We start from the raw sequence: 23,031 nt of genomic DNA on the forward strand, positions 1-23,031 counted from the left end.
ACCGCACGAAAGGCGACACCCTTTGGAACCCTATCCTGGGGGATGAAAGGGGTGCGCCCCTTTCCGGGGCGCGGGGTAGCGCCCCGCATCACCGTTATACAAGCGGAAAATGACACGCCACACGGCGCAGGCCCGGCCGCTCCTGCAGTTCCGGCCGATCGACCGCACAGCGCGACTGGGCCACAGGGCAGCGCGTGTGAAAGCGGCATCCTGTCGGCGGCGAAAGCGGGCTCGGCACGTCGCCTTGCAGGGGCGTCCCCAGCAGTTTGCCCGGCTGAGGCACAGCCTCGACAAGGGCAAGGGTATAGGGATGTGACGGTGCTGCGAGCAGCGCGAGCGTCTCGCCCTCCTCCACGATTGCGCCGAGATACATGACCGCAATGCGGTCTGAGATCTGACGCACCACGGCGAGGTCGTGGGAGATGAACAGGCAGGCCAGATCGAGTTCGGCCTGGAGATGACGCAGGAGATTGACGATCTGTGCCTGAACCGAGACATCGAGTGCCGAAACCGGCTCATCCGCCACGATCAGACGGGGCGACAGGGCGATCGCGCGGGCGATATTGAGCCTCTGACGCTGGCCACCCGAAAGAGCCGCGGGATAGCGGTCGAAGAATGCAGCCGAAAGCCCGACACGGTTGAGCAGGGTTTCAAGACTCTGGCGAGACCAGGGGCGCCCGTGAATGCGAAAGGGCTCGGCAAGCGCGCTGCCAATGGTCCAGCGCGGGTTGAAAGCCGAGGCGGAATCCTGAAAAACCATCTGCAACTGACTGCGCAGGGCACGCTGCTCTCGTGCGGAGCATTTTGCGAGATTCTGGCCATCGAACAGGATCTCGCCGCTATCCGGGCGGTCGAACCCCATGAGAAGCCGCCCGAGAGTGGATTTGCCACAGCCGGACTCGCCCACAAGGGCCAGCGTCTCGCCGCGCGCCACATTGAGAGAAATACCATCTACCGCACGCAGGGCAGCGCCACCGCCGAGCTTGTACATTCTGGCGACATTTCTCGCCTGGAGAAGCGCTTTCATGGCACCAGCACGCAGGCTGCACGATGCGCCCCCTCCCCCCGCATGGGCGGACGGATGGCACAGTCAGGCGTGACTTGCGGGCAGCGTGGCGCGAACACGCAGCCCACGGGGCGCGTATCTGGCGAGGGTGGCACCCCGTCAATGACCGGAAGGCGCTCTGGCCGTGAGCCAGTCATGGGCGGAATGGCGCGCAGGAGGGCTTTTGTATAGGGGTGGAGCGGCGCCTGAAGCACTTCAGCGACCGGGCCGGTTTCGATCACCACGCCAGCATAGAGCACGGCCACATCGGTGCAGCTTTGCGCCACCACGCCCATATCATGCGTGATGAGCATGACGCTGGCCTCGCGCGCGCCAATCTCCTTGAGAAGGGTGAGGATCTGGGTCTGAACCGTTACATCCAGCGCCGTTGTCGGCTCATCTGCGATAAGAAGCTCGGGATCGCAGGAGAGCGCCATGGCAATCATCGCGCGCTGACGCAGGCCGCCGGAAAGCTCATGCGGAAAACGCTGCGCCGTCTGCTCGGGCGACGGCACGCCCATGCGCCCCAGAAGCGACACCACACGCTCTCGCGCAGCCTGATGCGAAAGCGCGGTATGCACTCTTATCTGCTCGACAATCTGTGGGCCGATGCGCCGCACCGGCAGAAAAGCCGTCATCGGGTCCTGAAAGATCATGGCGGCGCGACGCCCCCGAAACCGACGCCAGTCACGAGAAGAGAAACGGGTCAGATCTTCGCCGTCAAACCTCAGGGTGCCGCTGAGTTGGCCTTGGGGCTGCAAACCCAGCACGCTGAGCCCCGTCAGGCTCTTGCCTGAGCCTGACTCCCCCACCACACCCAGTATCTGGCCCCGTTTGACGGTCAGGGACACCCCATCGAGCAGAATTCCTGCCTGTCGATGCTGCAGGCGAAGATCGGATACGCTGAGAAGTGCCTCACCCGTCATGAGACCCCCTTCCCATACGTGGGTCCAGCAGGCGGTAAAGCCCGTCGATCAGGGCATTCGCGATGACCACAAAGAAAGCGGCATAGAGCACTGTCGCCATGATCAGGGGCAGATCGAGCGTGCTCAGGCCCTGATAGGTGAGATGCCCGACACCGGGCAAGGCGAACACCACTTCAATCAGCAAGGCGCCACCGCCCAGTAACTGCGCAAAATCGAGACCGAAAAGAGAGAGCGCGCTCAACCCCGAAAGACGCAGGGCATGGCAGAACCAGAGGCGCCACGGCCCAACGCCCTTGGCGCGCGCCGTGCGAAGTGCATCGTCCTGCATGGCTGTCAGCAGATCGGTTCGCAGCACGCGGCTGTAGAGACCGATGAAAGCGACAGCGAGTGTCATGGCGGGCAGGATCAGAGCCTTGGCCCAGCCAAGCGGGCTGGTCATGAACGGCACATAGCCCAGCGGCGGCACCCAGCTGAAAAGCCAGCTGTCATGAAAACGGCTCTCGCTCACCAGATTGACCATTTCTCCCAGCCAGAAAACCGGGATCGACAGACCGATCAATGCGAGCAGGGAGACCAGACGATCGATCCACTCGCCCTGAAACGCAGCACCGATCAGACCGAAAACAAGGGCGCCTGCGACCCAGAACAGAGCCGCCCAGAGCACGAGAGAGAGCGTGACAGGCGCCGCCGCGAACACTTCGGACACGACATTCTGGCCGTGATTGACATAGGAGGTCAGGTTTCTGGAGATGAAAAGATGGTCCATCATCGTCAGATAGCGCATGGGCAGGGGACGATCGAAACCATAGGCGTGACGCACCCGCTCGATGACCTCAGGGCTGGCCCCCCTTCCTGCAATACGCACTGAGGGATCGGAACCCGGTGTGGCAAAGAACACCGCAAAGACCAGCACCGAGATGCCGAAAAGCACCAGCACCATCTGACCAAGACGCGAGGCAACGCCCTTCATCTTCTGCCTCGTGCGCGAAGTTCGGCCTGCGCCGCGTCACCCAACGCGTTGAGCGCGAGCACAGTCAGGATGATAGCAACACCGGGCGCAATCGCCACAACAGGACGGCTATAGATCAGCCCCTCGCCATCATGGATCAGGCTCCCCCAGGACGCGGCAGGCGCCTGCACACCCAGACTCAGAAATGACAACGCTGACTCGGCAAGCAGGCAGAGCGCCATGATGAGGGGCGAGAGAACCAGTACCGTCTCTGCCAGGAGAGGCAGGATCTCGCGAAACACGATACGCAGCGACGACGCCCCAAGCCCGCGTGCGGCCAGCACGAAACCGGCACTCGACAGGCTTCGGGTGCGGGCTCTGATAGGCCTTGCGGCATAAGGCACGTAGATGAGCGCGATGATACCTATGGGCAGCAATAGACTATCGGGTTGCACGTGAAACGGCCCGAAAGACAGATCATGCCCGACCGTTACAACGCTCAGGCTGATGGCAAAGAGATAAACCGGCACAGCCCAGAGAATATCGAGCGCCCGGGAGATGATGATATCGATCCAGCCACCGCAATAACCGGCCAGCAATCCGCAGAACGTCGCCATGACAAGACAGAGACAGGCCGCGGAAAAAGCGATCAGCAGTGACGCCCGCGCGCCGTAAAGCAGACGCGCGGCAATATCGCGCCCCTGGGAATCTGCCCCAAGCGCATAAGCTCCCCACCGCCATGACGGCCCGATAGGAGACAGGCCCAGATGAAGCGGGTTGTCATTGGGCTGCATGATATCAACACGCTTCCCGTCACGCAGCACCGTGCCCGCCAGAGAGGATTCCATCGGGTCGACGCCGACGTTTTCTGCGTAAAGCGGCGCTGCAAGAGCGCAGAGTATGAGTAAAAGCAGCATGCCCAACGCGGCCGCAGCGCTTTTCCGGCGGTACAGAAATCTTCCGGTCGCAGAGAAAATCATACCACGCACCAGGCCTTGCCAGCGTGATCCGGCATCAGGGCCTGCGACAGGAGGATGAAGCAGAGACGACTGATCGGATAACCTCCCCCTGTCAGAATACGGCACTCTCAGCCGTGGCAGAATCACGGCATAATTTCAACGCAGGAATGATCGCGGACCGAGACAAAGCTGGGCGATCAGACGGCGCGACAGGGCAAGATCGGGGCAACCCGTCTGCTTGCAGGCCAGCTCGAACCCCTGCACCGCTTCGCAGGCCCGCCTCAATCCCGCACCATCCCAACGCTCGAGCGCCTTGGTAAAACTGTCCATCTTTTTGAAGAAGACGGGCGGCTTGAGCAGCTTGATGGCTTCCTGGCGCGATTTTCCCTCATCCATCCAGTCGAGCACGCGCTGAAGTCGCGTCATCAGGGAAAGGCAGGCACGCGCAAGGGCTATGGGAGAGAGACCATCGGCAAGGGCCCGCTCGAGCGCGATATCGGCCACGGCGCGGTCGCCTGCCATGGCAGCGGTCGTCGCATCATCGAGCGTGGCATTGGCCGAATCACCAATACAATCCTGCACATCATCGAGCGAGAGCTTGCCGCCCTCCCCCGCATAGAGCACGAGTTTTTCGACCTCGCTGCGCACTGCCGCCCGATCGGCGCCCAGAACGGAAGAAAGCCAGAACAGCGCCTCCCGATCGACCGCCACAGAGGCATCGCGAAAAAGATCGCTCAGTGAGGCGATCAGCGTACGCCCCTCTTCAGGATAGCAGCCGATCGAGGCGATTTTCGGATGGGCTTCGAGGGCGCTGCGCAGTTTGGCGCGTGACGCAAGGCCGGGGGCCTCGATCACCAGCACAGTATCGCTATCAATGGCCAAGGCAGAAGTCACACGAGGAAGCAGCGCATCCTGAGCATCACGCACCCAGACCACGCGGCGCCCGCCGATGAGTGAAAGCGCACCGACTTCTTCTTCCACGCGACCATGCTGTTCCTGGTCGAGCAGGGCCACACGAAACGGATCATCAAGCGAGTCAGCAATCTGACGCACGCATTGCGCGGCGCGCTCGCGGATCAGCCCCAGATCATCGCCGTAAAGCAGAACCCCGCGCCACTTGCCGATTTCGGCAAGTGTACGCGCAGTCGAACGGGCATCGATCTTCATGCGCGATCAGTCGTCGTTCTGGCTGTTCATGTCTGTACGACCCGTCGCCGCTGCAGGGAAGCCGTCAGGACCGGCCTTTTCGTAGGGCTGTCCATCCTTGGTCGGCATGGCTGTCGGATCGAAATAGGACGGTATTTCGCTCGGGTTGTTGCGAGAAGGCTTGATCTGCGTCTTGAACCAGGTTGCGATCTGCTGGCGAATGGCGCCAGCGAGGGTTTCGGCAATACGCGCCCTGACCGTCTCGTCATTGAGTGTCTGGGCAAGATATTGCTCGAAGGTCGCATTGAACCCATCAAGCGTCGATACATCGCCCTCGGCGAGGAATTTGGGCGACGGCTCGACGGTCCACAGACGCCAATGGGCCGTGCCAAGCTCGCGATACCGACCCGAGGTATTGTCGCTGTGAATATCGATGGCTGATTGATTGACGCCAAAACTTACATTCAGCGTGTAGCCATCAGGCGCCTTGGTGCTGGCGCCACCAAGCTGCTCCTGCAACGCCAGACGCAGTTCCTGCCCCTGACGTTCCGGAATTCTGGCAACGTAGATGCGCTGCAACTCATGCATGACGTGCGCCCCGCCTGCCCCGTTGCTTCCGTAAAGCGGCTGGAAACCACAGCCGCTCAAGGCCAGAGAGGCAAGCAGAACGAAACGACGCATGAAATCAGCCTGCCACCACGAAATTGACGATACGGTTCGGCACGTGGATGCGCTTGACGATCCGCTTGCCTTCGAGCATCCGCGCCACATTGGGCTCAGCCTCGGCGAGAGGCAGGACCATATCAGAGGGCGCATCAGGCGGCACCTGAATTGTGCCGCGCAGCTTGCCCATGATCTGGATACCAAGCGTGATGCTGTCGAGCGCGAGGAATTCCTCGAGCGCAACCGGCCAGGCACGTTCGACAACCATCGCGCTTTCCGGCTCGAGCAGCGCCACCATTTCCTCGGCCAGATGGGGCATCATGGGCGCAATGAGAAGCGCCAGCGACATGGCGGCTTCGCGACGGGCTGCACCGATCCCTTCCTCATCCGTTTTTTCGGCTTCGGAAAGCGCTGCGCTCAGCTCATGCAGACGGGCCACAGCCACATTGGGCGTGAACCCTTCCAGGGCTTCGGTCACGGCCTTGATGGTGCGATGCGTCGCCTGACGCAGGCTGCGCCCACCCTCGGCAAAAGCGGCACCCTGCGGTACCGAGACTGCAACGGCCTGGACCAGACGATAGAGACGCTGGCCGAAACGGGCTGACGCCGCAACACCTGCCTCGGTCCATTCCATATCGCGTTCCGGCGGGCTGTCAGAAAGCACGAACCAGCGCGCCGTATCGGCGCCGAAACGCTCGATGATCGCGACCGGCGACACCGTATTACGCTTGGATTTGGACATCTTCTCGAGACGGCCAAGCTGTACCGGGCCGCCATTGTCACGGCGCACATAGCCATCGCCCGAACGCACGACATCTTCCGGGGCCAGCCAGCCATTCTCGTCGCGATAGCTCTCATGGGTGATCATGCCCTGGGTGAACAACCCGCCAAAAGGCTCGTCGAGATCGAGATGCCCCGTTTCATGCATGGCGCGCGTGAAGAAGCGCGCATAAAGCAGATGCAGAATCGCGTGTTCGATGCCGCCGATATACTGATCGACCGGCAGCCAGGAATTGGCTGCGATCGGGTCCGTCGGTGTCGAGGCATGAGGCGCCGTGAACCGCGCAAAATACCAGGAGCTGTCGACGAACGTATCGAAGGTGTCGGTCTCGCGCCGCGCCGCGGCCCCGCATTGCGGGCAGGCGACATGTTTCCAACTCGGATGATGATCGAGCGGGTTGCCGGGGCGGTCGAACGTCACATCATCCGGCAGCTTGACCGGCAACTGGTCATCAGGCACCGGCACGGCGCCGCAGGACTCGCAATGCACGACGGGGATCGGGCAGCCCCAGTAACGCTGGCGCGAAATACCCCAGTCGCGCAGGCGCCAGTTCACGACTGAACGGCCAATGCCCATTCCTTCGAGGCGTTCGATGGCCTTGCGCTTGCCTTCTGCCGTGCTCAGCCCGTCGAGGAAGCCCGAATTGATCAGTGTGCCATCACCCGTGACGGCGGTCTTGCCGACGGTAAAGCTGCTTTCTTCCTGACCTGTCGGCAGGATGACAGGACGCACGGACAGATCATATTTACGGGCAAAATCGAGATCGCGCTGATCGCCGCAAGGGCAGCCGAATACGGCGCCCGTGCCGTAATCCATAAGCACGAAATTGGCGATCCAGACCGGCACCGTTTCGTCAGGGGCAAACGGGTTGCTGACGCGCAGCCCGGTATCGAAGCCACGCTTTTCGGCTGCTTCGATCGCCTCTTCAGACGTACCGAGGCGCTGGCACTCCTCAATAAACGCACGCGCGCCCTCATTATCCTGCGCCACCTTCGCGGCAAGCGGATGATCTGCCGCAATGGCGACAAAGCTCATGCCGAAAAGGGTGTCGGGGCGTGTCGTGAAGACCTCGACAGAGTCCAGATCGACATCGAACCCTTCCGGCGGCGCATGGAGCGCAAAGCGCACGCGTGCGCCTTCCGAACGGCCGATCCAGCGTTCCTGCATGACGCGCACACGCGCAGGCCAGCGATCGAGCTTGTCCAGCCCTTCAAGCAGGGGGGCAGCAAAATCGGTGATCTTGAGGAACCACTGCGACAGGCGCTTCTTCTCGATCAGCGCGCCTGAACGCCAGCCGCGGCCATCGACCACCTGCTCATTGGCCAGCACCGTGTTGTCCACAGGGTCCCAGTTGACCGCCGATTCACGACGTTCGACCAGGCCCTTGCGCCACATATCGAGAAACAGCTTCTGCTGATGTCCGTAATATTCCGGCAGGCAGGTGGCGATTTCACGCTCCCAGTCCAGCGAGAAACCCAGGCGCTGCAACGTGCCACGCATGGCGGCGATGTTGTCGAGTGTCCACTGGCCAGGATGCACACCGCGTTCGCGCGCCGCATTCTCGGCAGGGAGACCGAACGCATCCCAGCCCATCGGATGCAGCACCGAGAAACCGCGCGCACGCTTGTAGCGGGCAACCACATCGCCAAGCGCATAGTTGCGCACATGGCCCATATGGAGCTGACCAGACGGATAGGGAAACATCTCGAGCACATAATATTTCGGCTTGTCGGCAGCGGGATGATCCTCCGCTGCAAAAGCGCGCGCGCTATCCCATCTGGCTTGCCATTTGGGCTCGGCCTTGTCGAAATCGTAGCCGAGTGTCTCTTGTTCCGTCATGATCTTCTATCGTTTGTTCCGGTCGCGTTTACGTCGAAAGGCCGGGAATTAATCCCGGTTGCCATTATCAGCACGAAGCTGACGCGCGCGGGCGAGAATACGGGTGGTGATGTCAGAGGTCGTGTTGGGCGCCACAGGGGTATCGACCCATTCCGTGCCCTGCTTTTCCTGACGGAAAACCGAGACGCGCAGTGCATCGGAGCGCAGACGACGGTCAAGAATATAGGCCGCAATCTTGAAGCGCTCGTTGGTGCTGGCCGGCGGCTGATACCAGTCTGTCAGGATCACGCCACCATTGGCATCGGCCGATGCAAAGGGCATGAAAGACAGGGTATCGATCGCACCACGCCAGAGATAGGCATTCACGCCACCCTTGAGCTCGTCGTCACCGCCTGTCGCGCCACGATCAACGCCCAGAAGATGGTTGCGGGGCTGGGTCAGGCTGTCCGGATCGCGACCACCGCCACAGGCGCTTAGCGCCATCAGGGCGCAAAGCGGCAGAACGGGCAGAAACCGTCCCAGAGAGAGGGGCGCCCTGACAGGCGCATTGAGAGGGGCAATCGGCTGCAAACGAGGAGTCATGATGTCCCTATTAGACTGGCACTGGCCGCGTGTCGAAATCCCCGATCGCGATACCCGCGTCCGGCGCTGAAAACAGTTCATATCGCGCCCGCCCGGTCACGCCAAGCGGGGCAATAGCTTTATCCTCTGGGGATACTGACGCGTTCAAGCATCTCGCGCAGCCATGTCTGCATGGTGTCAGGCAGATAGGCATGGCGTGAGAGGACACCAGCGATGGTCACTTCCGGCACCAGACGCAGGAGATGACGCTTCACGCGCTCGGCCTCTTCACCCACGCCCTGTGCGGCGAGTGCGACAAGGTAGTACAGCACACCAGCTGCACTTCTCGGATAAAGACTGACAAAAGCCGCACCGGCCTGACGGGCTTCCTCGGCATTGCCGGACAGTTCGAGCACGAGAATGCTGAAGGGCTCGGACAGCACGGCGAAAGGCTGAGACGCCCGCAAGGCGCGGAACTGCTGGATCTCTTCCAACGCGCTGGCTTTCTCCTCCGAGAGAAGGGCTTGCGTTGCCTTGAGTGCGTGAATGGAAGGCGAAATTGCAATTGCCGGGAAGACACCGCCTGCACCGGTATATTCGGTTGTCAGCGCCTTCGCCTCGTCCAACTGCCCCGGCGTAAAGGTGCGGGTGATCATGGAGAGCCAGACGCCCAGCGGGTTCGCCCGAAGCTGGATCGCGACATAACCGGCAGCAGAGGCAATCTCTTCCATCTCCTCCTGTGCGCTGCCGGACCAGTTATCCTGATAAAGGAAGAACCGGATGAGCGACCGCACATACAGGACGAAAACCGATTCCTGATCGGATTGATAGGCACGCTCGGCGAGTTCGCTCACCTCGCTCGACAGCGTAACATCGCAGCGCAACAGCAGGGTCAACGCCCGGATGGCCATCTGGAAAGCAGAGAGCTCGGCAATCGGACGCGACATCATCCGCTGCCCCTCGGAGAGGAACAGAGACCATTGCAGCGACTTCATGACGTAGAACAGCAGCGCGCGCTGGGCGCGTGTGTCCTTCGGCAGCTCGAAACGATCTGCCCAGACAACGCTTCCTTCCTGACGCAGGCTCAGCAATCTGATGATCACATAGCCTTCCGACGTCTCATCATGCGCGCAATTGGCGCGCACCAGACCCGAAATAACGTAATCGGTACCCGGATTATGGGTATTGCCCAGAAGCGGCCCGGTCTCTCCCTGAGGAGTCTCGGGGAAAGGCACGACCGTGAAGGTCTGCAGGCCTACCAGCTTCACCTCGAGACGTTCCGTCAGCTCTGCCGCAAGGGCCTCGGCATGCTCGCCCCCCGTCGCCTTGATCGGTGCGACGGCAATCGAGCCCAGCGTGCGCAGTGGCGGGCCAGCCGATAGAAATGAACCCTCTCCTCCCGCCGCGGCGAAAAGACCCACGCTTTCGGCATGGCGGTCGGCGTGAATCAGAGCGGAATCGACTTCGGGCGAAGCACCATGATGTGACTTGGCATAGGAATCGAAAGCGATTCGTTCCTGCAGCCCACGGACCAGACCCATGGTTGCCGGGCCTGGCACCGTGCCAAGCTGATCCTGAAAAAGCTGCACGACCTGATCGCCCAGGGCAGCAGCCTGAGCGTATTCACCCTTGGTCACCCAGGCCTGGATACGCGCGCGCCAGGCAGCTTCGTTCAGACCGTCGCGCAGCAGCAGATGATCGGCCGTCTCAAGGATCGCATCCGGATCGACCTGTGTGCGCAATGCACTTTCGAAAAGCTGATAGATGTGACGGTTAAGGCGCGTGCGCTGCCCTTCGATCCACTCATTGAAAGCAGGATCGATGCCATTCAGTTCACCCAGCAGAACCTCGCTCGGTGGAGGCAGTTCGCGCAGGATAGATTTGCCACCATTGAGAATTCGCTCGACATCGACCGAAGTCAGGGCAGGCTTGAGAGCAAGCGTATGACGCTGGACATCGATTACATCGACACCGAGCGGGCTCAGCGCATCGAGAAGGCGATGAATTTCCTGACGCAGTGACGCACGCGCCAGATCATCAGGGCGACGGCTCCATAGCAACTCAGCCAGATGCGACCGCGCAACGGGTTTACGATCCGACAGCGCAAGTATGGCGAGCAGGCCCTTGGTCTTTCCGCCGACAGGAAGCACACTTTCGCCAGTAAGCGTTGTCGCTTCCATGCGACCGATAAGTCGCAAACGCAGCAGGGTGGAATCAGTTTTAGCAACACCACGGAGGGCCAGATCGAACATTACTTCACGCTTTCACTTCTTAAAGCCTTATATCACATTTTTATCTCGGTTTTTTTACGAAACGTATTTCACACTTCAACATCGCGCGCAGTCGAAGGAAAGACGGTGGTGCCGAGACTGTGCTTGTCGACAATGGCCCCTTGGGGGACAAGACGCAGTAAATCTTTCGTCCCTCACAAACAGAACATCTCTACATACCCGACGTCGACCGGGCAGGAGACTTACTACAAGAAACAATCTTAGTTTGACTTGGCAGTATTGCAACCGATGATAGGGAACAGAAAAATTTGAAAGCCCGGCGCTTGCCTAGCCTGCGTGCGGCCCCTAGAATGGCTATGGTGGTCCGCGTAGCTCAGCAGGATAGAGCACAGGATTCCTAAAAATTGGGCGCCATGGTCGGAAACGTCATGGTGGATCTGCTCAAATTCGGGGAAAGCTCTGGCAATATGCCGTGCCAATCCCGAGCCAAGCGCTTCTCTGAAAAGAGCGGTGAAGGTGTAGAGACTGTACGGGCAGCGCCTGTCGTCCGGCTTGCCGGGCCATGGTGAAGAGACAGTCCAGACCACGAACGACAAGCCGGGCTCTCTGCCCGCCTGTCGGCGGCGAAAGCCGAAGTGGGATGAATCCTGGGGCCGTGGGTTCGAATCCCGCCGCGGACACCATTATTTCATGATCACCGCAAAATCCGGATCTTGCCTGACCGGCCCCTTTCGGGGCACTGACCGATGGCTGGCGTCAGAACGCGACCGCAGTCGTCTCCGGGGCAAACAGCGCGTGCAACAGCAATGCGATCAGAACGACCCCGATCAACACCCCGAAAAGACGTCCGAAGAGACGAAAAGAGCCCACGACAAGGAGGAGGAGCAGCAGGGCCAGAAGCGCCGTCTGCACCTGATGTGGGATGCCCAGCGCAACAAGGCCTCTTCTGGCCGCCTCTTCGATTACGGCGATCACGGAAACGATCAGGGTAAACAGCCCCAGAATCAGGCCGACCACCACCGAGATTGCATTCTGGATCACGCTATTACCCTCCGACGCGGCCCGACCGCTGTGTTGCCACGCTTGGTGTTCATATTACCGAGATCGTTCCCCCTCACAACGCGCCATTTGCTTGCAGCCCTGAAAACCGCTGCAAACCACCATGTCACCATCGACCCGTTCCGCGAGCGTCATTTGATATACTGTGACGTAATGGCCTAGACCATGAGCCATCGGGAGCCCCTGCCAGACCGGACAGGGTTGCCCGATGGGCTGTTTCCCGATCTGCGCCGCAATAGCGTATTGTCTGGCGGATCAGTTTAAGGCCCGGTCTTCAGGAAGGAAGAAACATCACCATGAAGCGCATGAGTATGACCACGATCATCGTCATCGCGATGCTGCTCGGCATCGGCGTAGGCGGTACGGCCCATGCGCTTATTGCCGACACCATCATGCAGCAGCATTTCGCGCATTACGTCTCGATCGGCTCGACCGTCTTTCTGCGCCTCATCAAGATGATCATCGCCCCGCTGGTTTTCTCGACGCTGGTCGTGGGCATTGGCCACATGTCCGACGCTGCCTCGGTGGGGCGCGTGGGGGCGAAGGCGATGATCTGGTTCGTAGCGGCCTCCCTCTTCTCGCTGACGCTCGGCATGCTGCTGGTCAATCTCTTCGGTCCGGGCCTTGGCATGCACCGCCTTCAGGGCGTTGCAACCTCGCCGGTTGCCACGGCTGGCATGTCGCTCGACAGTTTTGTCAAACATATCGTGCCGGATTCCGTGTTTCGCGCCATGACCGATAACGAGATCCTGCAGATCGTGGTGTTCTCGGTGTTTTTCGGTATCGCCTGCGCCTCGATGCCTGAGAAGGCCCGTGTGGTCATGGAATGGACCGAAAGCCTGTCCCATATCATCCTGAAAGTGACGGGCTATGTGATGATGCTCGCACCCGTAGCGGTTTTCTGCGCCATGGCCGCCACCATCACCACGAACGGGCTCAGCGTTCTGATCAATTACGGCAAGTTCATGGGCGAATTCTATATCGCCCTCTTCCTGCTGTGGTGCGCCTTGATCGCAGCAGCGTTTCTCATTCTCGGGCGACCGGCACGTCGCCTTGTCTCGCTGATGCGTGAGCCCTTCCTGCTTGCCTTCTCGACCGCAAGTTCAGAGGCCGCCTATCCGCTGATGCTCGACCAGCTTTCACGCTTCCCGATTTCGCGCCGGATCTCGTCTTTCGTGCTGCCGCTCGGCTATTCGTTCAATCTGGACGGCACGATGATGTATTGCACTTTCGCCAGCATCTTCATCGCCCAGGCCTATGACATCAGCCTGCCCTGGAGCACGCAGATTATCATGCTGCTCACGCTGATGCTGACGAGCAAAGGTGTGGCGGGTATTCCGCGTGCCTCTCTGGTGGTGATTGCTGCGACACTCAGCCAATTCAAACTGCCGGAAGAAGGCGTGCTGCTCATTCTCGGCATTGATACATTTCTGGATATGGGCCGCTCTGCCACGAATGTCGTTGGCAACTCTCTGGCGACCGCCGTGGTCGCCAAATGGGAAGGCCAGCTCCCGTCTGAACCCGCCCAGCCCGTCAAGGGCTGAGCGGAGCAGGTCGCAGGGTCAGGCCCTGCGACGGCTCAGGGCGATCAGCCCCCAGCCAAGGGCCAGGATCAGCCCAATGAACGGTATGGCGATAACCGTGTAGGTGCCCTCGGGGTAGTCGAGGGCCATCATCACAACCACAAAGCCCAGAAAGCCGAGGGTCAGCCAGGCGGTATAGGGCGCACCCGGCATACGGAAACCTGCGCTCTCGATCTCACCGCTATTGACCAGTTTGCGCATGCGTATCTGGCAGATCAGGATGAAGCTCCAGGTGCTGATGATACCCAGGGCTGCCACATTCAGCACGATCTCGAAGACGCGCGCGGGAATGAGATAGTTCAGCCCAACGCCTACGAGATAGACGCCAACCGTGGTCAGAATGCCGACATAGGGCACTGACTGACGGTTCATTTTGGCCAGAGCACGCGGCGCCGACCCACCGAGCGCCAGAGCGCGCAGAACACGTCCAGTCGAGTAGAGGCCCGAATTGAGGCTCGACAGCGCCGCCGTCAGCACGACGATGTTCATGACCGTATCGACATGTGGCACACCAAGCGCCTGAAAGAAGGTCACGAAGGGGCTGATACCCTTGTGATAGGCCGTCCAGGGCAGCAGGCAGACCAGCAGGATGACCGATCCGACATAGAAAAGGCCGATGCGCCAGATCACGCTGTTGATGGCACGGGGAATGATCTCACGCGGATTGGCACACTCACCTGCGGCAGTGCCCACAAGCTCGATGGCCGAATAGGCAAAGACCACGCCCTGCATCAGAAACAGGGCCGGCATGATGCCATGCGGGAATAGGCCGCCATTTTCCGAAATGAGGTGAAAACCGGGTACAGCGCCACCAACGGGCATTTTCAGGCCAAGCACGACGCAGCCGAAAATCAGGAAAAGCGCGAGAGCCACCACCTTGATGAGCGAGAACCAGAATTCCAGCTCGCCGAAATAGCGTACGCCAATCATGTTCATGGTGCCGACGATGCCGAGCGCCACGAGTGCAAACACCCATTGCGGCACATGATCGAACGTGCCCCAGAAATGCATGTAGAGCGCAACAGCCGTGATATCGACAATGCCGGTCATGGCCCAGTTCAGAAAGGACAACCATCCTGCTGCATAGGCCGCCTTCTCACCCAGAAACTCACGGGCATAGGAGACGAAGCTGCCCGCACTCGGGCGATACATCACCAGTTCGCCAAGGGCTCGCAGGATGAGGAAGCAGAAAAGACCGCAAACCAGATAATCGATAGCCAGAGACGGCCCTGCCTGTTGCAGTCTCGTCCCTGCCCCGAGGAACAGGCCGGTGCCGATGGCGCCACCGATGGCGATCATCTGGACCTGACGTCGCCCCAGATCCTTGTGATAGCCCTCATCCACTTGTGGCGGCGGATGGTGATGTGACTTGGATGGAATGTCCAAAACTTTGTAATCCTGACCCAGTTGACGAATTTTCTTATGTAATCGTAACGAAATCTTTGACCTCTGCCAATCGTTTACATGAACGACGGGCCGAAGGCGGCGATAATGAAATCGAGATCACAGGGGCCTCTCTGTCAAGACATGACCCGTCCCGCAGGCGCGCTGGACACCTGGATTTCAGGCAGGATCAGGGGCCGCCCAGATGTCACATCAATGTGTCTTTCATCACATCGATATGTCATATTCCTGAACCGTTTCCCCTCCTAGTCTGACCGGCCTGAGCGACATAGAGGGCGCAAAAGCCCGGAAACTGACGCGGAGACGAAGCATGAAGCGGTTTTTCAACACGCGCGAGACCATTGTGAAAGAGGGGCTGGAGGGCCTGCTGCGCTCCTCCTATGGAGCCGATCTCTGCCGGTTGGATGGCGCGGAAGACATTCACGTCATCCTGCGCAGGGACTGGCAGAAAGAGCGCGTCGCCGTGCTCTCCGGCGGTGGCTCGGGTCATGAGCCCGCCCATGCCGGATTCGTCGGCAAGGGCATGCTGACAGGCGCAGTCTGCGGCCAGCTTTTCGCCTCCCCCGGTGTCGACGCCATTCTGGCCGCCCTCAGGGCTGTCACCGGCGAGGCGGGCTGCCTTCTGATCGTCAAGAACTATACCGGCGACCGTCTGAATTTCGGCATCGCAGCCGAACAGGCAAAGGCACTGGGGCTGAAAGTCGATCTGGTCATCATCGGTGATGACATCGCCCTTGGCCGCACCGACAAGGCGCGCGGCATCGCGGGCACCGTGCTCGTTCACAAGATCGCTGGAGCAGCCGCTGAAGCAGGTCAGTCGCTGGCAGAAATCGCCGCTCTTGCCCGCAAGGTGGCAGGCTCGCTCAGTTCGATCGGTCTGGCGCTGAGCGATTGCAATGTGTTTACCCCGGACCAGAAGCCACGCCTTACCGATAACGAGGCAGAACTCGGGCTTGGCATTCATGGTGAAGCCGGGGTCGAGCGCATCCCCATGGCAAATCTCGACACCCTTATGGCGCGCACGGCAGACAAGCTTGAAGCATCCCTGCCGGATGAGGGTAAATTCGTCATTCTGCTGAACATGCTCGGCAGCGTGCCCCCTCTCGAGGCATTCGCGCTGCTGGATGGTTTTTCACGCACGTCTCTGGCCGGTCGCACGGAATGGATCATAGGCCCGGCGCCCCTCATGACTGCACTCGACATGAACGGGTTCTCGCTGACAGCGCTGCCCGCAGACCCGGCCTTCATCGCTGCCCTTGCGGCCGATGCCGCGCCGCGATCCTGGCCGGGACTGGCGCATTTCGCGCCCGTCGCGACGCTGCCCTGCCCGGCCCTGCCGGATACTTTCGTCGATGCGCCTTCCGATGATCCCATCCTGCGCAAGCTGATCACAACAGGTGCTGAGGCGCTTCTGGCCAATGAGGCGCGGCTGAACGCCCTCGACGCCAAATGCGGTGACGGTGATGCCGGATCGACCTTTGCAGAATCTGGCCGACAGATTCTCAAGGCGCTCGACTCATTGCCGCTCGCTTCACCACAGAAGCTGCTGGCCACAATCGGGCGCCTGCTGGCGCGGCATAGCGGCGGCTCCAGCGGCGTTCTGCTTTCGATCCTTGCCACGACAGCGGGGCATGACGAAAACTGGCGCGAAGGCCTGCAGAAAGGCGCAGCGCAGATGCAGGCCTATGGGGGGGCCCATGCGGGTGACCGCACCATGCTCGACGCGCTGCTCCCTGCTATCGAAGCGCTCAATGCCGGGAAGTCCCCGGCTGCAGCCGCTGCTGCTGCCCGCGCAGGAGCTGATGCCACACGGAGCATGAAAGCCCGCGCTGGCCGTGCCTCGTACATCCCCGCAGACCAGCTTGCCGATATTCCCGACCCGGGCGCTGAAGCCATTGCGGTGCTTTTCGAAAGCCTCGCAAAGAGTCTCTGAAAAGAGCGGCTTTCCCATCATGGCGACGGGGAAGCCGAATTCTTCCCGCTTTGCACATCGGCCTCGAAAAGCAGGAAGCGCCTTGTGACCGACGCAATCGATGAAGACGATACCGCTCTGGTCACTTCCCATCCGGGCGGGCGTCTCATGAAGAGAGGCATCGCGGGCCGCAACGCACAGTCGATGTCGGGACAAGGCATTATGTGACGGTTCAGCCCACCGCCTCAGCGTCGCTGCCGGAGAAAGTCGCTGCTCGCCACAGCTCTTTCGTTCACGAGCGTCTGGCCTGATCTCCTGCCTGGCCTGTCGGGCAGAAAAGCGGCGTTCTGTTTATTCACTGTGCAGAAGTTTCCCCTGCTAAGCAGCGCCCTGTCCTGATCAGCCGTGAGCGTCGTAGACCCGCTGAAGCCTGGTTTCAAACCTCGAGCCGGTCGAGCAGGCTTTCGACCATGCCGAGATAGGTCTGGCCGAAAAGCCGATAATGCACGAGGGCTGGCCACAGGCGATAGACATCAATCGAACGATCATAACCGCCAGGCAACGGGCCGTAGCTGCGCCAAAAGCTTTCGGGCGGTGCGGAGAAAAGTGTCAGCATCGCGAAATCGGCACTGGCATCCCCGATAAGCGATGCCGGGTCTATCAGCACAGCTTTGGTCTCGGCGCGCTCGGTTCGGGTCAGAATGAAATTCCCACCCCACAGATCGCCATGCAGCAGACTGGGGCGCGGCGCCTCGGGAAGGAAACGCTCGAGCGTCCTGCTGATATGGCTGACTCTTGCAGCGGTCTCTCTGGGTAAAAAGGAGAGACAGGGTTCCAGCCGGTAGTCACGCCAGAAATCACGCCAGTCGGAGGTCCAGGCATTGGCGATAGGCATGGACCCGAAAGCATAATCTTCAGACCAGCCATAACGGGGCGGTTGATCGGCAGCGTGCAGGGTCGAAAGGGTTTTTCCCAAAGCGGCCCATCCAGCCTCGGAAAGCCGTGCCGCCCTGATGAAAGACAGAACGAGCAGATCCCCCTGTGCTGCCAGTATCTCCGGCACCGGGGCACCGGTCGCCCCAATGGCACGCAGCATGGCCGCCTCTGCCGCTGCCTGACCGCCAAGTTTGACGACCGCCTCACGACCCGATTCGAAACGAAGATGCCAGATTTCAGAGAGGTCGCCGCCGCCCATCGGCGCGGCGTCGAAACTGAATGACTCCCCGATCAGCAAGGCCGCGCTTTCAAGCCGTGTGGGCATCAGGAATCCAGCGTGAAACTGGCAAGACTGGCGCAACCAAGCGCGATTTCCTGCCACGCTGCCTCGAAGTCTATATCCTTGCCATAGAACGGGTCGGAAATTTCCTCCCCGCTACGTTCGGGAACATAATCGAGCAGGAGGCGGATACGTTCGTGATCCGCCTTGGGTGCGAGGCGACGCAGGGCCCGCAAATGGCCGGAATCTAGGGCAATGATGTGATCAAAGCGGGTAAAATCGTCCTCCTGAACCTGCCTGGCGACATAGTTCTCGATATCGAGGCCATGACGCTTGGCAACGCGGCGGGCACGGATATCGGGCGCTTCGCCCACATGCCACACGCCGGTGGCAGCAGAGTCGATATCCAGCGTCAGGCCGCGTTTGGCAGCTTCGGCGCGCATGGCAGCTTCAGCGAGCGGGGAACGGCAGATATTGCCTGTGCAGACAAAGAGAAAAGAAGGCAGAGGCATAGGGATATTCCCGCTTGATCACTATTCAGAGCCCGTGGCGGGGATAACACCCCTGCCATTAAAGGATCGATACAGAATAGACCGCCCAGCGCCGTTGAGAATGGCGCGTCTTATCAAGACTTTGCTACTTCAGATATACGGAACTTTCCTCCTGATGGAAGATCAGCCCATCAGCGCGGCCAGTTCCCGAGAATGTCGTCCCGCACAAAAGCCGGCAGGGTGATGTAGTCGAGCTTTCTGGCCTCATCCTCTCCATCGCGCAGACCGATTTCAAAGAACCGCCTGACCTCGGGGTGCGAGGCTCTGGGTACGATGGCATAGGTTGCACTCATGATCGGCCAGGCGTTTGCGCCGGGTCCGTCGAGCAGATCGATCACATGGCCCTGTGCGTGCAGCCAGTCAGCCTGTGCCGCCGCCGCAGCGAAATTCGCAGGATTGGCCTCAACATAGGCCCCGTCATGGCTCTTCATGCGCGCCATCGGAATGTGGTTATGGTTCGCATAGGCATATTCCACATAACCGATCCCGCCAATCGTCTCGCGCACACTGGCCGCCACACCGTCATTGCCGCGCGCGCCAGCGCCCTCGGTCCAGGCGACGGAGGTGCCAGCGCCAGTCTTGGCGCGCCATTCGGGCGAGACGTGAGAAAGATAGGATGTGAACACGAAGCTCGTTCCCGATGCATCGGCACGATGGATAGGGGCCACATCGATATCCGGCAGGGTCAGATCGGGATTCAGCGCCTTGACGCGCGGATCATTCCACTCGCTGATGCGTCCATCGTAAATCGCAGCAAGCGTCGGACCATCGAGACGCAGGACGCCGGCAGGTAAATCGGGCAGATTGACGATGACCACAATGGCACCGAGCGCCGTCGGGAATTGATAAAGCTGATGATCAGCCAGAAGCGCCTTCCCGGCAGGCTTGTCCGAGGCGCCGAAATCGACCGTCCCCGCCACAACCTGATTGAGGCCCGCGCCAGAGCCGACACTCTGGTAATTGACACTGATACCGCCCTTGCCTCGTGCCAGCACGCCCCAGCTTTCGTAAAGTGGAGCAGCAAAGCTTGAACCGGCGCCCGTGACGCTCTGGGCATGCGCCACAGAGGGCGAAACGAAAGCTGCCAGAGTAAGCAAAGTCAAAATACGCGAAGACGAAATCATGTCACCGATCAGTTTTCTGTAACAACAGCGGGCCTCTTCAGGGTAGCGTGAGCGCAGAAGACCCGACTCTTTCATTACCACAGCACGGCAAAAGGATCGAAATCCCCATGCAACCCGGTTTTTCTCAGGCGTGGCCTGTTTCTCAACGCAGCGAACGGGCAAGGCGTTGGGCCTGGATCGTGCACATTCTGTTCATCGCGTCGTTTTTCTTCGGCATCACCAGTATTCCCGGTGTGATCGTGGCCTATCTCAAGCGTGGCGATGCAAAGGGCACGATCTATGAGAGCCACTTCACCTATGCAATCCGCACTTTCTGGCTGGGTCTGTGCGGCGCGGCCATCTCAGGCGTCCTCTGCCTCGTCTTCGTCGGCTATATCCTGTTCAGCCTGCTTTTCGTCTGGTGGCTGATTCGCGTTATCCGTCCGATCATTGCGCTCACCGACGAAGTACCCATGCGTAACCCGCGTGGCTGGTTCTGAAGCTGTCTCTGCGCCTCCCCTGCGGGAGGTAGGTCAGCTCGCCTTTGGCAGCCAGATACGGCAGGTCATGCCTTTGCCAAGGGCGCTTTCGATACGAAGGCGCCCACCATGGCGATCAACGATGTGTTTCACGATCGCCAGACCAAGCCCGGTCCCGCTCTGGGAAGCCGTGACGCGCCCTTCCACCCGGTAGAAACGTTCGGTCAGCCGTGGCACGTGCTGCGTATCGACACCACGCCCATTGTCAGAGACCGAAATCTCGACCCCCCTGCCATTATCGGCGACGATCCCGACACGGATCTCGATCTCAGACCCTGCATATTTGAGCGCATTTTCGACCAGATTAAGCAGAACCTGCACAATCTGGTCTTCATCTGCGGGAAAGAACAGATCTTCATCCGTCGGCAGAAGGATCAGCTTTGCGTCTGAGGATCGTATCAGGATCTGGCTGTCTTCCAGCAGGCGATCCATGATGTCCTGCGCCGCCACGAGATCATTGGGGCGCATATGCTCGAGACGCTGCACGCGGGAGAGATAGAGTAGACGCTCGATCAGACGCTCCATACGGGCGGCCTGAGCCGCCATGACAGCCAGAAACTGCTGCTGCGCCGCCGGATCGTCAGAAGCAGGCCCCTGCAAGGTCTCGATGAACCCGATCAGCGAGGCGAGAGGTGTGCGCAGTTCGTGGCTAGCATAGGCCACGAAATCGGCGCGCATACGATCCACCACCTCGACTTCCGAACAATCCTCGAGCACGGCAAGAACGCCATCAACCCAGCCGATATCGCTTGCGAAACGCTCGGACCATTTGCGGAAGGTCACCTGCACGATGCGTCGCACAGGCACGTCTAGTTCGACACGCGTGACGACACCGGTCTCAGGCGTCAGGGTCGCGAGTACCGATTGTACCGCCGGATGACGGATTACCGCACCCAGCGCATCGCCAAAGGTGGAATGCGCGACACGATTGGCATGATAGATACGCCCGCCCTGATCGAGCAGCACGGCCGGAATTGGCAGTAGATCGCAGAAAACCGGCGCCCCTGGCGCCTCACCTTGAACGGGCTTGGGCGTCAGGGCGGTGGGGGGAACCAGAACCAGCCGGCGCCGCCAGGCGCGCCATGAAAAACCCCACCCCAGAAGCGAGAGCGCAAGAAGCGCGATAAGAGCAAAGGTCAGGGCCGGGCTCCCTCAGGCCTGATCGTCGAGGGCGTAGCCGGCAGAGCGCACGGTACGCACATAATCCATCTCGTCATCCAGATTGAGCGCCCGGCGCAGGCGCCGGATATGCACATCGATCGTCCGCAATTCGACATGCACATTCGAGCCCCAGACCTTCTGAAGCAGATCCTCGCGCGAAAAGACGCGCCTCGGGTGGCGCATCAGGAACTCAAGCAGACGGAACTCGGTCGGGCCCAGCGTAAGGGCGCGCCCGTTGCGCTCGGCACGATGTGTCTGCAGATCGAGTTGCAGGTCGGCAAAATTCAGCACGTTCTGCTTGACCGGTTGGGTGCGACGCAGCAGCGCGCGCAGGCGGGCGTCGAGAGCCTCAATGCTGCATGGTTTGGCGATATAGTCATCCGCCCCGCTGTCGAGGCCGCGAATGCTGTCCTGCTCGTCAGCACGGGCCGTCAGCATCAATACCGGCAGGTCGTGAAGCGACGACGTGCCTCTGATGCGCCGACAGAGATCAAGGCCCGACATACCCGGCAGCATCCAGTCGAGCACAATCGCATCGGGACGTGCGCGCGAAATATGCTCCCACGCCTGCTCGGCTTCAGGGAAGGCCGAGACGTCATAGCCAAGCTTGTCGAGATTATAGCGTATCATCAGCTGAAGAGACGGATCATCTTCAACGACAACGATCTTTACGAGGGCACCGCTCATCGTGAAACCAGATCATCCCCGGCTGCAATCCCGCCACGCGGGCGCACCGCAGGCAGATTCTCACCCGTCACAGCATAATAGACGCGCTCGGCAATATTGGTCGTGTGGTCACCGATACGCTCGAAGTTCTTCGCGATGAAGAGCAGATGCGTACAGGGGCTGATATTACGCGGGTCTTCCATCATATAGGTGACAAGCTCGCGGAACATCGCCGTGTAGTATTCGTCCACTTCGCGGTCAGCCTGCCAGACTTCCGTCGCGCGGTCAGAATCCTGCTGGGTGACGGCATCGATAACGCGACGCAGATTTTCCTGCACAAGGCGCCCCATGCTGCGCAGGCCCGAAAGCGAGATCTGACGGTCAACCAGGTCAAAACGCTGGCTGCGACGCGCGATGGAGGCCGCGTAATCGCCGATGCGTTCGAGATCTCCCGTGATCTTGAGTGCAGCCACGATCTCGCGCAGATCGCCAGCCATCGGGCTACGCAAGGCGAGCAGACGAATGGCCAGCGCCTCGACATCGCGCTCGAGCATATCAACCTGCGGGTCCTGCGCAGGGGCCGCCTGGGCCGCGTCTTCATCATGCTCGGTCACGGCGGCAACGGCCTGCGCCACCTGGCTTTCGACGATGCCCCCCATACGCGCCATCATGGCGCGCATGCGGTCTAGTTCCTGCTCGTAGCTCTTGACGGTGTGAAGGCTGTCCGCTGGCATAAT

Annotated in this window: 21 protein-coding genes; 4 read left to right on the plus strand and 17 right to left on the minus strand. The window is 60.5% G+C overall.

What is annotated here, in order from left to right:
- Window positions 1-94 precede the first annotated feature (94 nt).
- The 10 genes from IEV53_RS07145 to IEV53_RS07190 all read right to left on the minus strand — a co-directional run bounded on the left by IEV53_RS07145 (window position 95) and on the right by IEV53_RS07190 (window position 12,141).
- Entirely contained in the window at window positions 95-1,027 is a 933-nt protein-coding gene (locus IEV53_RS07145) for an ABC transporter ATP-binding protein (RefSeq protein WP_188426089.1), read from the minus strand.
- Window positions 1,024-1,971, minus strand: coding sequence for an ABC transporter ATP-binding protein (locus IEV53_RS07150; RefSeq protein ID WP_188426090.1), 948 nt, complete (start codon window positions 1,969-1,971; stop codon window positions 1,024-1,026). Before IEV53_RS07150 ends, IEV53_RS07145 begins: the two co-directional genes overlap by 4 nt.
- Entirely contained in the window at window positions 1,961-2,941 is a 981-nt protein-coding gene (locus IEV53_RS07155) for an ABC transporter permease (protein WP_188426091.1), read from the minus strand. The genes IEV53_RS07150 and IEV53_RS07155 overlap by 11 nt, the downstream gene beginning before the upstream one ends.
- Complete coding sequence (locus IEV53_RS07160; RefSeq protein ID WP_229719739.1) at window positions 2,938-3,837, minus strand: ABC transporter permease; 900 nt, start codon at window positions 3,835-3,837, stop codon at window positions 2,938-2,940. Before IEV53_RS07160 ends, IEV53_RS07155 begins: the two co-directional genes overlap by 4 nt.
- A gap of 198 nt (window positions 3,838-4,035) precedes the next feature.
- A complete protein-coding gene (gene holA / locus IEV53_RS07165; RefSeq protein ID WP_188426093.1) occupies window positions 4,036-5,046 on the minus strand; it encodes a DNA polymerase III subunit delta in 1,011 nt (336 codons plus the stop codon).
- 6 nt (window positions 5,047-5,052) lie between these two features.
- Window positions 5,053-5,706, minus strand: a complete 654-nt coding sequence (locus tag IEV53_RS07170) for a hypothetical protein (protein WP_188426094.1) — start codon at window positions 5,704-5,706, stop codon at window positions 5,053-5,055.
- A gap of 4 nt (window positions 5,707-5,710) precedes the next feature.
- Entirely contained in the window at window positions 5,711-8,308 is a 2,598-nt protein-coding gene (leuS, locus tag IEV53_RS07175) for a leucine--tRNA ligase (protein ID WP_188426095.1), read from the minus strand.
- Between the two features lie 48 nt (window positions 8,309-8,356).
- The gene (locus tag IEV53_RS07180; protein ID WP_188426096.1) at window positions 8,357-8,890 is read right to left on the minus strand and encodes a DUF3576 domain-containing protein; all 534 of its coding nucleotides are present in this window, start codon (window positions 8,888-8,890) and stop codon (window positions 8,357-8,359) included.
- A 119-nt stretch (window positions 8,891-9,009) separates the two neighbouring features.
- On the minus strand, window positions 9,010-11,121 hold the full coding sequence (locus IEV53_RS07185; protein WP_188426097.1) for a hypothetical protein: 2,112 nt from the start codon (window positions 11,119-11,121) through the stop codon (window positions 9,010-9,012).
- Window positions 11,122-11,856: 735 nt separating this feature from the next.
- Window positions 11,857-12,141: a hypothetical protein gene (locus IEV53_RS07190; protein ID WP_229719740.1), complete on the minus strand. Its 285-nt coding sequence runs from the start codon at window positions 12,139-12,141 to the stop codon at window positions 11,857-11,859.
- Between the two features lie 314 nt (window positions 12,142-12,455).
- Between IEV53_RS07190 and IEV53_RS07195 the strand changes: the two genes are divergently transcribed.
- The gene (locus tag IEV53_RS07195) at window positions 12,456-13,703 is read left to right on the plus strand and encodes a dicarboxylate/amino acid:cation symporter (RefSeq protein WP_188426098.1); all 1,248 of its coding nucleotides are present in this window, start codon (window positions 12,456-12,458) and stop codon (window positions 13,701-13,703) included.
- A gap of 18 nt (window positions 13,704-13,721) precedes the next feature.
- Here IEV53_RS07195 and IEV53_RS07200 read toward each other — a convergent pair whose 3' ends face one another.
- Window positions 13,722-15,128, minus strand: coding sequence for an amino acid permease (locus IEV53_RS07200; protein ID WP_229719742.1), 1,407 nt, complete (start codon window positions 15,126-15,128; stop codon window positions 13,722-13,724).
- Between the two features lie 328 nt (window positions 15,129-15,456).
- On the opposite strand from IEV53_RS07200, the gene IEV53_RS07205 reads away from it, so the two are divergent.
- Window positions 15,457-17,079: a dihydroxyacetone kinase subunit DhaK gene (locus IEV53_RS07205; RefSeq protein ID WP_188426099.1), complete on the plus strand. Its 1,623-nt coding sequence runs from the start codon at window positions 15,457-15,459 to the stop codon at window positions 17,077-17,079.
- Between the two features lie 84 nt (window positions 17,080-17,163).
- On the plus strand, window positions 17,164-17,286 hold the full coding sequence (locus tag IEV53_RS14905; RefSeq protein ID WP_264784127.1) for a hypothetical protein: 123 nt from the start codon (window positions 17,164-17,166) through the stop codon (window positions 17,284-17,286).
- A gap of 208 nt (window positions 17,287-17,494) precedes the next feature.
- On the opposite strand, the gene IEV53_RS07210 is transcribed toward IEV53_RS14905, so the two are convergent.
- The 3 genes from IEV53_RS07210 to pstS form a co-directional block, all read right to left on the minus strand.
- On the minus strand, window positions 17,495-18,319 hold the full coding sequence (locus IEV53_RS07210; RefSeq protein ID WP_188426100.1) for a fructosamine kinase family protein: 825 nt from the start codon (window positions 18,317-18,319) through the stop codon (window positions 17,495-17,497).
- Complete coding sequence (locus IEV53_RS07215; RefSeq protein ID WP_188426101.1) at window positions 18,319-18,786, minus strand: low molecular weight protein-tyrosine-phosphatase; 468 nt, start codon at window positions 18,784-18,786, stop codon at window positions 18,319-18,321. The genes IEV53_RS07210 and IEV53_RS07215 overlap by 1 nt, the downstream gene beginning before the upstream one ends.
- A 170-nt stretch (window positions 18,787-18,956) precedes the next feature.
- Window positions 18,957-19,949 carry a phosphate ABC transporter substrate-binding protein PstS gene (gene pstS / locus IEV53_RS07220; protein ID WP_188426102.1) on the minus strand — a complete coding sequence of 331 codons (993 nt, stop codon included), beginning with the start codon at window positions 19,947-19,949 and terminating at the stop codon, window positions 18,957-18,959.
- A gap of 107 nt (window positions 19,950-20,056) precedes the next feature.
- Between pstS and IEV53_RS07225 the strand changes: the two genes are divergently transcribed.
- Window positions 20,057-20,428, plus strand: a complete 372-nt coding sequence (locus tag IEV53_RS07225; protein ID WP_332364052.1) for a DUF4870 family protein — start codon at window positions 20,057-20,059, stop codon at window positions 20,426-20,428.
- A gap of 33 nt (window positions 20,429-20,461) precedes the next feature.
- On the opposite strand, the gene IEV53_RS07230 is transcribed toward IEV53_RS07225, so the two are convergent.
- From IEV53_RS07230 to phoU, 3 genes are all read right to left on the minus strand, one after another.
- Window positions 20,462-21,433: a sensor histidine kinase gene (locus IEV53_RS07230; RefSeq protein WP_188426104.1), complete on the minus strand. Its 972-nt coding sequence runs from the start codon at window positions 21,431-21,433 to the stop codon at window positions 20,462-20,464.
- 186 nt (window positions 21,434-21,619) lie between these two features.
- Window positions 21,620-22,315, minus strand: a complete 696-nt coding sequence (gene phoB / locus IEV53_RS07235; protein WP_188426105.1) for a phosphate regulon transcriptional regulator PhoB — start codon at window positions 22,313-22,315, stop codon at window positions 21,620-21,622.
- On the minus strand, window positions 22,312-23,028 hold the full coding sequence (gene phoU, locus IEV53_RS07240) for a phosphate signaling complex protein PhoU (protein ID WP_188426106.1): 717 nt from the start codon (window positions 23,026-23,028) through the stop codon (window positions 22,312-22,314). The genes phoB and phoU overlap by 4 nt, the downstream gene beginning before the upstream one ends.
- Window positions 23,029-23,031 lie beyond the last annotated feature (3 nt).

Origin of the sequence: Asaia siamensis (assembly GCF_014635085.1) — a bacterium.
GTDB lineage: Bacteria > Pseudomonadota > Alphaproteobacteria > Acetobacterales > Acetobacteraceae > Asaia > Asaia siamensis.